Consider the following 13,844-nt stretch of genomic DNA (forward strand, 5'->3'; position numbering starts at 1 on the left):
CGATAAACTATCAGGAAGGGACCCTGATAGAAACAGGGCGGCCGGAATGGAAGGATGAGCGGCCATGACCACCGCGCGTACGGCCACGCCGAGCACCGCCCGGGCGATCAACGACCGGTTGGCGCTCAACCTCCTGCTCGAACAGGGCCCCCTGACCGCGACCGAGCTGCGCGACCTCACCGGCCTGTCCAGGCCGACCGTCGCCGACCTGCTCGAACGCCTCCAGCGCACCGGCCTGGTGGCCGTCGTCGGCGAACGCGGCGAACAGCGGCGCGGCCCCAACGCCCGGCTCTACGCCCTCGTCGCCTCCCGCGCGCACATCGCCGCCTTCGACGTCCGCTCCGGCGGCGTCAGCATGGTCGTCGCCGACCTGGCCGGACGCACCCTCGCCACCGCCGAGGTCCCGGTCGAGGGCGACGGCGCCCCCGGGACCGCCGCGGAGCTCACCGCCACCCTCCTGCGGACCGCGCGCGGCGCCGGGGTCGAACGGCTGCACACCGTCGCGGTCGGCGCCCCCGGACTGGTCGACCCGGCCACCGGACGGCTGCAGAGCACCGGCAACCTCCCCGCCTGGCACGCCGAACTCCTCGCCGAACTGCGCGGGCTGCCCGGCACCGAGGTGATCCTGGAGAACGAGGTCAACCTCGCCGGACGGGCCGAGCACCGGGTCGGCGCCGCCCGCGACCGCGACACCTTCGTGCTGATGTGGCTCGGCCACAGCGTCGGCGCCGCCGTCATCCTGGACGGGCGGCTGCGCCGCGGCTTCTCCGGCGGCACCGGCGAGATCTGCTTCCTGCCCGTCCCCGGCACCGTCGGCCTCCCCAGCGCCGACAGCTGCGAGGGCGGCTTCCACGACCTGGTCGGCAGCGCGGCGATCTGCGCACTGGCCCGTGCCCACGGGCTGCCCGCCGACCCGGCCGGCGACGCTCTCGCCGCCGAGGCCGTCGTCCGCGCGGCGCAGGCCGGCGGGGCGGGCGGACGCTTCCTGGACGAGCTGGCCGAGCGGATCGCCATCGGCGCGGCCGGCGTCTGCGTGGTGCTCGACCCCGGCTGCGTGGTGCTCGGCGGCGAGATCGGCCGGGCCGGCGGCGCCGAACTGGCCGGCCGGGTCGAACGGCGGCTGGCCCGGCTCTCCCCGCTGAGCACCGAGGTGCGGGCCGGTACGGCCGGCGGCGGCGCGGTCCTCGCCGGGGCGGTGCTGACCGCCGGGGACGCGGTGCGGCGCGACCTCTTCGGCGAGTTCTAGCAGCTTTCGTTCTCCCTGCTTTTCCACCGCCGTCCCCGGTACGGCAGGATGGCGGCCGGGGGGCGCGCACCACCGAGACCGAAGTCCCTCGAACCACCGTCAGGAGTCGCCCATGGACCGGCCCGAGGCGCCCGCCAACCCGTACCGCATCGGCGAGGCCGCGGCCCTGCTCGGCGTCAGCGCCGACACCATGCGGCGCTGGGTGGACGCCGGGCGGGTCGCCGCGGCGCGGGATGAGCACGGCCACCGGATCATCCCCGGTGCCGAGCTCGCCGCTTTCGCCCGGGAGCTGGCCCGGCCGGAGAACGCCGAGGCCGAGGGCCGCCCGTCCTCGGCGCGCAACCGCTTTCCGGGCATCGTCACCCACGTGGTGCTCGGCGACGTGGCCGCCCAGGTGGAGATCCAGGCCGGGCCGTTCCGGGTGGTGTCGCTGATCAGCCGGGAGTCCGCGGAGGAGCTGAACCTGGTCCCCGGTGCACCCGCCACCGCGGTCATCAAATCCACCAACGTGATGATCGAACGGCGCTGACGCCCCACCGACGAGTCCGGAACCGACAGTCCCGGAACCGAACGAGACCCGGGCCCGACGAGTCCCGGAACCGAACGAGACCCGGGCCCGACGAGTCCCGGAACCGAACGAGAGGCCCGGACGATCCGATGAGCACCGACCGCAGCCCCCGCGTACTGGCCGTCGCCCACCGGGGCGACCCGTACCGCCACCGCGAGAACACCCTGGCCTCCATCGAGTCCGCGCTCGCCGCCGGCGCCGACGCCGTCGAGGTGGACGTCCAGCTCACCCGCGACCAGGTGCCCGTCCTGCTGCACGACCGCACCCTGGAACGGCTCTGGGGAGACCCGCGCAGCATCGACCGGGTCACCGCCGAACAGCTCGACGAACTCCGGCAGGGCCCGCTCGCCGTCCCCACCCTCGCCGAGGCGATCAAGGCCGTGACCGCCGTCCAAGGCCGCCGGCTGCTGATCGACCTGGACGAACCCGGGCCCGCCGCCGCCACCTGGGACGCCGTCACCGGGCTCGGCGCCGAGGCACAGGTCGCCTTCTGCGGCCCGGTCACCGCCATGCTCGCCGTACGCGAGCTGACCCCCGACGCCGAGATCGCCCTCACCTGGAAGCAGCCCAGGCTGCCCGTCCGCGCCCTGCTGGACGACCTGCGCCCGCGCTACCTCAACCCGCCCTTCGGGCTCGTCACCCCCGAGTTCGCTGCGGCCGCCGCGGACGCCGGGCTCGCGGTCTCCACCTGGACCGCCGACCTGCGCCGCACCATGCGCCGGCTGCGGGACACCGGCGTCGCCTCCATCACCACCAACCGGATCGGCGTCCTGCGCTCGGTGCTGGACGGCCGCCGGTGACCGAGCCCGTGCTGGGACGGCGGGCGCTCGGACGGGCCCTGCTGGCCCGCCAGCACCTGCTCGCCCGTACCCGCCTGGCACCCGCCGCACTGATCCACCACCTCGGCGGACTCCAGGCCCAGGCCGCACCCCAGCCGCCCTACCTCGGGCTGCTCGCCCGCCTCGACGGCTTCACCCCCGACCGGCTGAGCACCCTCATCGAGCAGCGGGCGGCGGTCCGGATCGCCCTCCAGCGCGGCACCATCCACCTCGTCACCGCCGAGGACTGCCTGACGCTGCGCCCGCTGCTCCAGCCCGTACTCGACCAGGCGCTGCGCACCACCTACGGCAAGCGGCTCGCCGGGCTCGACCTCGACGCGCTGGCCACCGAGGCCCGCGCCCTGGTCGAGGCGGAGCCGCGCAGCTTCCAGCAGCTCGGCGCGCTGCTCGCGGCGACCCGCCCGGAACGGGACCCGGCCGCGCTCGCCCAGGCCGCCCGCTGCCTCCTGCCGCTGGTGCAGGTGCCGCCGCGCGGACTGTGGGGGCGCGGCGGTCCGGCCGCGCACACCACCGCCGAGGCCTGGCTCGGCCGCCCGCTCGACCCGGCGCCCTCGCCGGACGATCTCGTCCTGCGCTACCTCGCCGCCTTCGGGCCGGCCACCGTCGCCGACCTGCAGAAATGGTGCGGGCTCAGCCGGCTCGCTCCGGTGGTCGGGCGGCTCGCGCCACAGCTGCTGACCTTCCGTGACGAGCAGGGCCGGCTGCTGTACGACCTTCCGGAGGCACCCCGTCCGGACGAGGCCACCCCGGCGCCGGTGCGGCTGGTCGCGCCGTTCGACAACCTGCTGCTCTCGCACGCGGACCGCACCCGGGTGCTGCCCGAGGAGTACCGGGGGCGGGTCATGACCCAGAACGGGATCGTGCTCGGGACGCTGCTGGTGGACGGGCTGGTCGCCGGCTCCTGGCAGCTGACGGGGGAGCAGGACGTCCTGGTCCGGCCGTTCGCGCCGCTGCGGCGGGCCGACCGGCAGGCGGCGGAGGCCGAGGCGGAGCGGGTGCGGGCCTTCGCGGGCGGCGGCGGGACCGTACGGATCGAGGCCGGCGAGTAGGCCGCCGTCAAGCAGGCGAAGCAGGCCGGGCAGGTGCAGTAGGCCGTTCGGGTGCTTGGCGGTGGCTCGACGGGCGCGTCGCGGGGCGCTCTGCTGAGCTGGGTCGGTTCGGACCAGACGACCCCCGGCGGAGGTGACCGTGTCGGTGGAGCGCCCGCCCGGTGGACAGCCCGACCAGCGCAGGCCGTACCTGATGCTGCCGCCCGCACTGCGCCAGGCGGCCGCCTGGTCGGCGGCGGTGATCCTGCTGATCGCCGTCGCCTCGCTGGTGGTCTTCGCGCTGGTCGAGTTGCGGGCGGCGACGGTGCCGCTGGTCCTCGCACTGCTCGGCGCCTCGCTGCTGTACCCGGTGGTGCCCTGGCTGGTGCGGCGGGGCGTGAGCCGCAGCCTGGCGGCCGGGCTGACCTGCGCGGTGCTGGTGGTCGCGGTCGGCGGGGTGATCGCCCTGCTGGTCAACTCCCTGGTGCACAGCGCCCCGCAGATCGCCACCTCGCTCCAGGAGTCCGGTCAGCGGCTGTCCGAGTGGCTGGGGCCGGTCGGGGCGAAGATCCGGCACGGCCTGGACAACGCCAAGGGCGAGACCAACTCGCTGGTCTCCACCCTGACGAACGGCGTGCTGTCCGGGCTCGGCCTGCTCACCCAGCTGGTCACCGGCGGGGTGCTGGCCCTCGCCCTGGTGTTCTTCTTCCTCCGGGACGGCCACCGCACCGGCGACGCCATCCGCTCCTACCTGCCCGGCCGCAGCGCCGAGACCGTCATCGCCTGCGCCGAGCGCGCCTTCGAGGCGATGGCCGGCTTCATGCGCGGCACCACCCTGATCGCCCTGATCGACGCGGGCTTCATCACCATCGGCCTGGTCGCGCTGGGTGTCCCCGGCGCCCCGGGGCTGGGTGCGCTGGTCTTCATGGGGGCGTACATCCCGTTCGTCGGGGCCTTCCTGTCCGGCACGGCGGCGGTGCTGGTGGCGCTGGCCGACGGCGGGCTCGGCACCGCCCTGTGGGTGCTCGGGGTGGTGCTCACGGTGCAGATGATCGAGGGGAACATCCTGCAGCCGGTCATCCAGAGCCGCACGGTCGAGCTGCACCCGGCCACCGTCATGGTCGCGGTGGTCGCGGGCTCCGGCATCGCCGGCATCATCGGCGCCCTGCTGGCCGTCCCGGTCTGCGCGGCGGGCATGGGCGTGGTCTCGGTGCTGCGGGGGCGGGCGGGCGCGCGCGGATAAGGCGGTTGCCCTCGGTGCGGCCGGCATGGGAGCATCGCTAATGCGACGGAAGTCGCGATAGCTCTGGAGGGGTGCGGGTGGAACTGTTCGAGGTGTCCGAGGCGGGCGCGGGGCCGTACGGGGTGGCCGTGGGGCCCGACGGCGGTGTGTGGTTCACCCTCATCCACGCCGGGGAGATCGGGCGGCTGGCAGCGGACGGGACGGTCGAGCGCTTCGGCCTCCGGTCGACCAGGTGCGGACCGTCGGTGATCACCGCCGGGCCGGACGGGGCGCTCTGGTTCGCCGAGATGAACTCCGGTCGGATCGGGCGGATCACGGTGGACGGCGAGGCGTCCTCGTACGCGCTGTCGGCGGTGGACTGCGGGCCGTGCGGGATCACCGCCGGGCCGGACGGCGCGCTCTGGTTCACCGAGGTGAACGCCGGCCGGGTCGGGCGGATCACCGTGGACGGGGAGGTGACGGAGTACCCGATCCCGCTGGCCGGGGCCTTCCCGGGGCACATCACCGCCGGGCCGGACGGTGCGCTGTGGTGCGCGCTCAACCAGGCGGACGCGATCGCGCGGATCAGCCTCCAGGGCGAGGTGACCGTCCACCGCCTGCCCACCGGGGGCAGTGCGCCGGTCGGGATCACCGCCGGGGCGGACGGGGCGCTCTGGTACGTCGGCATCGGCGGCGGGCTGGTCGGGCGGATCACCGTGGACGGCGAGGTGACGGAGTACCCGCTGGCCGACCGGGCGGCCAGGCCGCACGCGATCACGGCGGGGCCGGACGGCCGGCTCTGGTTCACCGAGTGGGGCGCCGGCCGGATCGGGGTGCTCACCCCGGACGGGCGGCTCGACGGCCACCCGCTCCCGGGCGAGGGCGCCGAGCCGCACGGCATCGCCGTCACTCCGGACGGCAGCGTGTACGTGGCGCTGGAGCGTGGGCAGATCGCCCGGCTGAGGGGCTGAGGGGCTGAGGGGCTGAGGGGCTGAGGGGCTGAGGGGCTGAGGGGTCGCGCTCGGCGCGGTCGCGACCCTGCTGTCGGGCGGGGAAGTGAGCGGGCGCAATGGGGCCGTTCGGCCCTGGGGCCCGGCCGTCCGGTGGGCGATGATGCCCTGGGGCCCCGCCGGGAGTGCGCGGGGGTGACGAAGGTGGAGCCGCACGATGGCGACCAAGACGGAGGGTGCCGGGGCCCCGGCACCGGTCCGGGTCTTCCTGCTGGACGACCACGAGGTGGTCCGCCGCGGGGTGCACGACCTGCTGGGGGGCGAACCGGACCTGGAGGTGGTCGGCGAGGCGGCGACCGCCGAGCAGGCGCTCGTCCGGGTGCCCGCGCTGCGGCCCGACGTCGCCGTGCTGGACGTCCGGCTGGGCGACGGCGACGGCGTCACCGTCTGCCGTGAACTGCGCTCGCAGATGCCCGGGTTGGCCTGCCTGATGCTCACCTCCTTCGACGACGAGGAGGCGCTGCTGGACGCCGTGATGGCGGGCGCCGCCGGGTACGTGCTCAAGCAGATCAGCGGCACCGACCTGGTCGCCGCCGTCCGCACCGTCGCCTCCGGCCGCTCCATGCTCGATCCTGCCGCGGCCACCCGCCTGCTCGACCGGCTGCGCAGCGACGCCGAACCCGCCCGGCCGGTCACCACCGGGCCCGCACTGACCACGCGCGAGCAGGAGGTGCTGGCCCTGATCGGCGAGGGCCTGACCAACCGGCAGATCGGCGAGCGCCTCTACCTCGCCGAGAAGACGGTGAAGAACCACGTGTCGCGGCTGCTCGCCAAGCTCGGCGTCGAGCGGCGGGTCCAGGCCGCCCTGATCGCCACCGAGCTGCGCCGGGCGTCAGGGCGTGTCTGACCTGCGGCCGACTCGGGCTGACCAGGACACCGGCCGTCCTCACGCTCGACGCCAGGGGCGGGCGGTGGTCCGGCCGTACGGTGTCGTGGCGCGGCGGAGTTCCCCGCGTACGGTGGCCGCTCAGGAGCCGACCGGGGCCTCCCAGGTCAGCCGGGTGCCGCCGCCGTCGGCCGGGGTCACGGTGAAGGCGCCGCCGACCTGGTCGGCGCGTTCGGCGAGGTTGCGTAGCCCGCTGCGGCGCCCGCCCTCGGGCACGCCCACGCCGTCGTCCGTGACGGTCAGCGCCACCCGCCCGGCTAGGGCGCGCAGCGTCACCTCGACCCGGGAGGCGCGGGCGTGCCGGGCGGCGTTGCTGAGGGCTTCGGCCAGGACGGCCACCACGTGCGCGGCCAGTTCCTGCGGCACGTCGGTGTCCAGCAGGCCCTCCATGCTCAGCCGGGGTGCGAAGCCGAGCGGGCCCTGCGCCTCGGTGACGGCCCGGGTGGCGCGGGCGCGCAGGCCGTGGTCGGGTTCGCTGTGGGCGCGCAGGCCGAAGATGGTCGAGCGGATGATCTTGATGGTCTCGTCCAGGTCCGCGACCGCCCGGGCCACCCGGTCCGCGGCGGCCGGGCTCTCGATCAGCCGACCCGCGCTCTGCAGCGTCATGCCGGTCGCGAACAGCCGCTGGATCGCCAGGTCGTGCAGATCGCGGGCGATCCGGTCGCGGTCCTCCAGCAGGGTCAACTGCTCGGCATCACGCCGCCGTTCGGCCAATTCCAGGGCGAGCGCGGCCTGGTCGGCGAAGCCCAGCAGCGGGCCGGTCTCCTCCGGGCCGAAGGCCGGCTGCCCCTGCGCCCGGGCCAGCAGCAGCACGCCCCGCCCGTACCCGGTGCCGGTCCCCAGCGGCACGGCCACCGCCGCGCCCAGCCCGTCGAAGCGGCCCGCCGGGCCGGCCGGGAACCGGGCGTCGCAGGCCAGCTCCTCGCTGGTGACCGGCGAACCGGAGGCGTACGCCGCGCCGGACAGCGTGCCGTCCACCGGCACCGTCACCCCCAGCCGCGCGGACGGGGTGCCGCCCAGCGCGACCTCGACGGCCAGCTCCTCGGCCCGCTCCTCCGGGCCGGCCAGCGCCACCGACACGTCCGCCAGCTCGGCGCCCGCGATCTCCCGGGCCCGCCGGGCGATCAGCTCCACCACCTCCAGGCGCGGCGCGCCCGACAGCAGACTGCGGGTGATCTCGGTGCTCGCCCGCAGCCAGCGCTGGCGCAGCTGCGCCTCCTCGTACAGCCGGGCGTTGTCGATCGCCACCCCGGCCGCGACCGCCAGGGTGGCGATCACCGCCTCGTCGTCCTCGTCGAAGTCCAGCCCGCCGCGCTTGTCGGTCAGGTAGAGGTTGCCGAACACCTCGCCGTGCACCCGCACCGGCACCCCCAGGAAGGTGTGCATCGGCGGGTGGTTCGGCGGGAAGCCCGCCGAGGCCGGGTGGTCCGACAACACTGGGCAGCGCAGCGGCTTCGGCTCACGGATCAGTTCGCCCAGGATGCCCCGGCCGGCGGGCGGCGGCCCGATCCCGGCGATCTCCTCGGCGGACAGACCCACCGTCAGGAACTGCGACAGCGAATGCCCGTCCGGCCCGATCACCCCCAGCGCGCCGTAACGGGCGTCCACCAGGTCGACCGCCGCCTCGACGATCCGGTGCAGCGCCTGGGCGAGGTCCAGCTCGCGGCCGACCGCGAGCACCGCCTCCAGCAGGTGGTGCACCCGGTTCTGCGTGCCGCGCGCCGCGTCGATCCGCCACTGGAGCTCCTCCAACAGCTCGTCCAGGCGCAGCCGGGGCATCCGCGCGCCGCCGCCCGCCGCGCTGCCGTCCGCTCCGCCCACCGCTGTCCTCCTCGTGACCTGCCCGACCGGCCTGCCCCGACCGGACCCGACCGCCGGCGCGGTCCGGCCAAGGAGCCGTCCGACCAGCGGGATCGCCCTGTGAACGGTAGTGCCCACGTGTCGGCCGGGTGCACGGCGGGGTCGGCCGTAGGCTCCCCCGACGGGCCTTTCGTCCCGTGGCCGAGGGCCCTGCGGCCCCTGTCGCCGGGCCGGTCGGGACTGCCAGGGTGGGGGAGGAGCGGACGGGGCGTCAGTGCGTCCCGCCGCCGAACAGCCGAAAAGCCGAACTGCCTGACTGCCGGACCGTGGAGGAACGCGATGAGCGAGCGGAGCGAGCTGAGGTCGACCGTGCTGGCCGGAGTGGACGGATCACCGCAGAGCACCGCCGCCGCCCGGTGGGCGGCAGCGGAGGCGGTGCGCCGTGGCGCGTCGCTGCGCCTGGTGCACGCGTGGCCGTGGCTGACCGACGGCGTGTCCTCCTACGCGGAGCCGGACGACCTGCCCGAGGCCGCCCAACGGACCCTGGCCGAGGCGGCCGAGGCCGTCCGCGCGCGCCACCCCGAGCTGGCCGTGCAGACCGACGCGGTGCTCGACTCCCCGATCGACGGCCTGGTGGCCGCCGCCGCGGACGCCGAGCTGCTGGTGCTCGGCTCGCGCGGGCGGGGCGGCTTCACCGGGCTGCTGCTCGGCTCGGTCAGCATGTCCGTGGCCGGGCGCAGCGGCGTGCCGGTGATCGTGGTCCGGGAAGCCGTCGAAGCGGCGGACGGCGCGGGCGGTGCGGGCGAGGTGGTGGTCGGGGTCGACGCCCACGCCCCGGAGGAGGAGGTGCTGGCCTTCGCCTTCCGTGAGGCCGCGCTGCGCGGTGCCCGGGTACGGGCGGTGCACGGCTGGGAGCTGCCGCCGCTGTTCGGCTACGCGGGCGGCGCCGTCCCGGCGGCCGAGGTCGAGCAGTCGGAGGCCCTGGAGGCGAAGCTGCTCTCGCTCGCCCTGGCCGGGCCGCGCGAGCGGCACCCGCAGGTCGCCGTGGTGGAGGACGTCCGGCTGGGCGCGGCCCGCGCGCTGGTCGAGGCCTCGGCCGGGGCCTCACTGGTCGTGGTCGGCCGGCGCCACCGCTCGTTCGACCTCGGCCCCCGCCTCGGCCGGGTCGCGCACGCCGTGCTGCACCACGCCGAAGCGCCGGTCGCCGTCGTCCCGCACCCGTGAGGTGACCAACGGTCCTGCGCCCCCCGGGCATGCGACCCTGCCGCCCGCCGGGCGCGGCACGCATCCTCGGAAGCGGTCAGGACCCCGACCCCACCCGATCCCTGTCATGCCGACCCGCCACGTCGGTGCACCACGGGATACTCGACGTCATGGTGAAGCGCGTAGCAGTCCTCTCCGACATCCACGGTGTGCTGCCGGCCGTCGAGGCGGTCCTCGCGGAACCCGATGTCCGAGCTGCGGACCTCATCGTCCTCACGGGCGACATCGCGTGCGGACCGCAGCCCGCCGCGGTGTTGGACCTGCTGACAGGCCTCGGCGACCGGGCGGTCTGGATCCGGGGCAACGCCGACCGTGAACTGGTCGAGTACCGGCGCGGGTTGCGGGACTCCATCCCCGATCCGATCGGCCCCTCGGCCACACGCGGCCTGCGCGAGGACCAGGTCGACCTCCTCGAACGGCTGCCGACCTCGGTCACCCTCCCGGTCGAGGGGCTCGGCACGGTGCTGTTCTGCCACGCCACCCCGCGCGACGACGAGGAGGTCCTCCTGGTCGACAGTCCCCCCGAACGATGGGCGCAGGCGTTCGCCGGCGTCGACCCCGACGTCACCACGGTCGTCTGCGGGCACACGCACATGCCCTTCACCCGCCTCGCGGCCGGCCGTCTCGTCGTGAACCCCGGCAGCATCGGCATGCCGTACGGCAGACCGGGCGCCCACTGGGCCCTGCTCGGCCCGGACGTCCAGCTGCGCCGCACCCTCCTGGACGTCCCCGCCGCCACGGCCCGCATCGCCGTGGACTCCTCCTTCGAGCAGGCGGCGGAGTGGGCCGACTACTGCCTGAACGCCCGGTGCACGGAGGGCGAGGCCCGCGAGATCCTTGGCCGGCTGACCGGGTGAGATCCCGCAGCCGTCGGATGCATCGAGCCGCCTGCGTGACCCGGCCGAGGGGCCGGGTCACGCCGTTCTGCGGGTCGGCCCCGCACGGGTTCAGCGCGGCCGGTCGGCCGGGGCCAACACCTGCGCCCTGAGCCGCAGTTGCGGGCTGTGGCGGAAGGTGAGGGTGAACTCCACCCACTGGCCGGCCCGCAGCGGCGGCGGGGCGGGGATCATCAGGTCCGCGTCCTCCGGGGACATCACCAGCTCGCCACGGCCCGGTACGGGCAGTGCGGCCACCGGCTCCCAGCTGCCCGCCGCGCCCTGGTGCAGGTGCCGCTTGGGGATGATGTGCCCGCCGAACTCCCAGCTGGCGCCGGTCAGTTCGTCCGGTATGTCGCCGGGGTTGCGGACCGTGAAGAAGGCCGCGGTGGCCGAGGCCGCGCCCGCCGTCGGCAGCAGCACCCAGCCGGGCCCGGCCTCCACCGGGCGGGAGCGGCCGGCCCCGCCGAACGCCGTCCACCCGGTGAGCAGCACCAGCGCCAGCGCCGCCGCGCCGACCGGCGGGCCGACCACCTTCAGCCGTTCCAGCCCGCTCATCGCCGGGCCCCCTTCCCGTGCACCGGGGATCCCCCGCGCCCCGGCTCCCAGGTGCGCAGCCGCAGGCTGTTGCCGACCACGAGCAGCGAACTGAGCGACATCGCCACCGCCGCCAGCATCGGGTTGAGCAGCCCGACCGCCGCCAGCGGGATCAGCACCAGGTTGTACCCGAAGGCCCACAGCAGGTTGGCCCGGATCGTCCCGAGGGTCTGCCGGGCCAGCCGCACGGCGTCCACCACCGCCTCGATGTCACCGCGCACCAGGGTCAGCCCGGCCGCGCCGATCGCCGCATCGCTGCCCGAGGCCAGCGCCACCCCGAGGTCCGCCGAGGCGAGGGCGACCGCGTCGTTGACCCCGTCGCCGACCACCGCCACGGTCCGTCCGGCGGCCCGCAGTTCGGCCACCACCTCGGCCTTGCGCTCGGGCGAGGCCGAGGCGTGCACCTGCCCGATGCCGAGTTCGGCCGCCACCGCCCGGGCCGCGCCGGGGCCGTCCCCGGTCAGCAGCACGGTCTCCAGGCCCAGCCCGCGCAGCCGGTGCACCGCCCGCCAACTGCCCGAGCGCAGCGTGTCGCCGACCGCCAGCACGGCCGCCGCCCGCTCGTCCAGCTCGACCACGACGGCGGTACGGCCCGCCTCACCCGCCTGCGCCACCGCCCCGGCCAGCGCCGGGGGCAGCTCGGCCCCGTCCGGCCGGACCACCCGGACGGCCCGGCCCTCGACCGTCCCGGACACCCCGAACCCGGCGACCGCCGCGAAGCCGTCCACGGCCGGCAGGGCCCCGCAGCGCTCCCGGGCCGCCACCGCGACCGCCCGGCCGATCGGGTGCTCGGAGCGGTGCTCGACCGCCCCGGCGAGCCGCAGCGCCTCGTCCGCCGCGAAGCCGTCGGCCGCCGTCACCGCCGCCAGTTCCATCCGTCCGGTGGTCAGCGTGCCGGTCTTGTCCATCACCACGGTGTCCACCCGGCGCAGGCTCTCCAGCACCTCCGGGCCGCGCACCAGCACGCCCAGCTCGGCGCCCCGCCCGGTCGCGGCCAGCAGCGCCGTCGGCGTGGCCAGCCCGAGCGCGCACGGGCAGGCCACCACCAGCACCGCGACGGCGGCCGTGACCGCCGCCTGTGGGGCCGCGTCCGCGCCCAGCCAGAAGCCGAGCACGGCGGCCGCGACCGCGAGCACGCAGGGCACGAACACCCCGGCCACCGCGTCCGCGAGCCGCTGCGCCCGCGCCTTGCCGGCCTGGGCCTCCGCCACCAGGGCGGTGATCCGGGCCAGTTGGGTGTCCGCGCCGACGGCCGTGGCCCGGACCACCAGCGCGCCGCCGACGTTCACCGTGGCACCCGCCACGACGTCCCCGGGGCCGACCTCGACCGGCACGCTCTCCCCGGTCAGCAGACTCAGGTCGAGCGCCGAACCGCCCTCCACCACCACCCCGTCGGTGGCCACCCGTTCGCCCGGCCGCACCACGAACTCCTGCCCGGGCAGCAGCAGTTCGATCGACACCAGACGCTCCTCGCCGTCCGCCCCGCGCAGGCACACCTGCTTGGCGCCCAGCTCGGCCAGCGCCCGCAGCGCCGAACCGCTGCGCCGGCGCACCCGGCCCTCCAGCAGCCGCCCGGCGAGCACGAACAGCGGCACCCCGACGGCCGCCTCCAGGTACACGTGCGCCGCGCCGCCGCCGTCGGCCGTCAGCGAGAACGGCATCCGCATGCCCGGATCCCCGGCCCCGCCGAACACCAGCGCGTACGCCGACCAGCCGAAGGAGGCCACCACGCCCAGGCTGACCAGGGTGTCCATGGTCGCCGCCGCGTGCCGCAGGCCCTGCCATGCCCGGCGGTGGAAGGCAGCCGACCCCCAGGTCACCACCGGGACGGCCAGCGCGAAGCAGACCCACTGCCAGGCGGTGAACTGCAGGGCGGGCACCATGGACAGGAGCAGCACCGGCACGGCCGGCAGGGCGGTCACCAGCAGCCGCCACCGCTCGTCCGGCCCCTCCTCCTCGCCCGGACCGACCGGTGCCCCGGCGGCCACCGGCTCGGCGGTGTAGCCCGCCCGCTCGACCGCGGCCACGAGCTCGGCGACCGGCACCTCGCCCGGGTGCAGCACCCGGGCCCGGCCGGTGGCCAGGTTCACCCCGGCCGTCACCCCGTCGATCCGGGCCAGCCGCTTCTCGACCCGGCCCACGCACGCCGCGCAGGTCATCCCGCCGACCGCCAGATCGGTGGACACCAGGGCGCCGGCGTCGGCACCGGGCCCCGCGACCGCGCTCATCGCATCCCGCCCATGTCGTGCCCGCCCATCCCCGGCGACTCCGCGCCCCCGGTGCCCGGCCGCAGCCCGGGCGCCACCGGCCCCACCTGTCGGCCCACCCCGTAGGCGACCACGAACACCACCACCAGCAGCAGGGCGAACCCCGCCAGCACACTCAACGGCCGGACTCCCGGCGACTTCGCACTCACCCACCAGCAGTCGGACGGGCAGCGCGGTTGGTTCCCGTACGTTCCGACGTCCTCCTGAGGTCGGAGATCCCGCGGGCGGCGCCCCGTGCCGTCG

13 protein-coding genes are annotated in these 13,844 nt (G+C 76.0%); 9 read left to right on the top strand and 4 right to left on the bottom strand.

Features of this window, described 5'->3' with window-relative positions; genetic code table 11:
- The first annotated feature begins 64 nt into the window (after positions 1-64).
- The 7 genes from BX285_RS20230 to BX285_RS20260 all read left to right on the top strand — a co-directional run bounded on the left by BX285_RS20230 (position 65) and on the right by BX285_RS20260 (position 6,760).
- Positions 65-1,246, top strand: a complete 1,182-nt coding sequence (locus BX285_RS20230; protein WP_121176162.1) for an ROK family transcriptional regulator — start codon at positions 65-67, stop codon at positions 1,244-1,246.
- A 112-nt stretch (positions 1,247-1,358) separates the two neighbouring features.
- Positions 1,359-1,775, top strand: a complete 417-nt coding sequence (locus BX285_RS20235; RefSeq protein WP_179852968.1) for a molybdopterin-binding protein — start codon at positions 1,359-1,361, stop codon at positions 1,773-1,775.
- A gap of 128 nt (positions 1,776-1,903) precedes the next feature.
- Entirely contained in the window at positions 1,904-2,614 is a 711-nt protein-coding gene (locus tag BX285_RS20240; protein ID WP_097239265.1) for a glycerophosphodiester phosphodiesterase, read from the top strand.
- Positions 2,611-3,702 (top strand): winged helix DNA-binding domain-containing protein, encoded by a 1,092-nt coding sequence (locus BX285_RS20245; RefSeq protein ID WP_121176165.1) that lies wholly within the window; start codon positions 2,611-2,613, stop codon positions 3,700-3,702. Before BX285_RS20240 ends, BX285_RS20245 begins: the two co-directional genes overlap by 4 nt.
- A 139-nt stretch (positions 3,703-3,841) precedes the next feature.
- Positions 3,842-4,924 (top strand): AI-2E family transporter, encoded by a 1,083-nt coding sequence (locus BX285_RS20250; protein ID WP_259470599.1) that lies wholly within the window; start codon positions 3,842-3,844, stop codon positions 4,922-4,924.
- Between the two features lie 77 nt (positions 4,925-5,001).
- Positions 5,002-5,874, top strand: coding sequence for a virginiamycin B lyase (locus BX285_RS20255; RefSeq protein ID WP_310794223.1), 873 nt, complete (start codon positions 5,002-5,004; stop codon positions 5,872-5,874).
- Between the two features lie 196 nt (positions 5,875-6,070).
- The gene (locus tag BX285_RS20260; RefSeq protein WP_121176170.1) at positions 6,071-6,760 is read left to right on the top strand and encodes a response regulator transcription factor; all 690 of its coding nucleotides are present in this window, start codon (positions 6,071-6,073) and stop codon (positions 6,758-6,760) included.
- Positions 6,761-6,880: 120 nt separating this feature from the next.
- Here the strand turns inward: BX285_RS20260 and BX285_RS20265 are convergent, their stop codons facing one another.
- Complete coding sequence (locus tag BX285_RS20265) at positions 6,881-8,578, bottom strand: GAF domain-containing protein (RefSeq protein ID WP_121177719.1); 1,698 nt, start codon at positions 8,576-8,578, stop codon at positions 6,881-6,883.
- A 360-nt stretch (positions 8,579-8,938) separates the two neighbouring features.
- Here BX285_RS20265 and BX285_RS20270 point away from each other — a divergent pair, with 360 nt between their 5' ends.
- Positions 8,939-9,823 carry a universal stress protein gene (locus BX285_RS20270; protein ID WP_259470600.1) on the top strand — a complete coding sequence of 295 codons (885 nt, stop codon included), beginning with the start codon at positions 8,939-8,941 and terminating at the stop codon, positions 9,821-9,823.
- A 149-nt stretch (positions 9,824-9,972) separates the two neighbouring features.
- Positions 9,973-10,719 carry a metallophosphoesterase gene (locus tag BX285_RS20275; protein ID WP_121176173.1) on the top strand — a complete coding sequence of 249 codons (747 nt, stop codon included), beginning with the start codon at positions 9,973-9,975 and terminating at the stop codon, positions 10,717-10,719.
- Between the two features lie 90 nt (positions 10,720-10,809).
- Here BX285_RS20275 and BX285_RS20280 read toward each other — a convergent pair whose 3' ends face one another.
- From BX285_RS20280 to BX285_RS20290, 3 genes are read right to left on the bottom strand one after another with little or no spacing between them, the layout of a single operon-like run.
- On the bottom strand, positions 10,810-11,295 hold the full coding sequence (locus tag BX285_RS20280) for a copper chaperone PCu(A)C (RefSeq protein ID WP_121176175.1): 486 nt from the start codon (positions 11,293-11,295) through the stop codon (positions 10,810-10,812).
- Positions 11,292-13,562, bottom strand: a complete 2,271-nt coding sequence (locus BX285_RS20285) for a cation-translocating P-type ATPase (RefSeq protein WP_121176178.1) — start codon at positions 13,560-13,562, stop codon at positions 11,292-11,294. Before BX285_RS20285 ends, BX285_RS20280 begins: the two co-directional genes overlap by 4 nt.
- Complete coding sequence (locus BX285_RS20290; RefSeq protein WP_259470601.1) at positions 13,559-13,720, bottom strand: hypothetical protein; 162 nt, start codon at positions 13,718-13,720, stop codon at positions 13,559-13,561. Before BX285_RS20290 ends, BX285_RS20285 begins: the two co-directional genes overlap by 4 nt.
- Positions 13,721-13,844: the final 124 nt, after the last annotated feature.

The organism is Streptomyces sp. 1114.5 (assembly GCF_003635085.1).
Lineage (GTDB): Bacteria > Actinomycetota > Actinomycetes > Streptomycetales > Streptomycetaceae > Kitasatospora.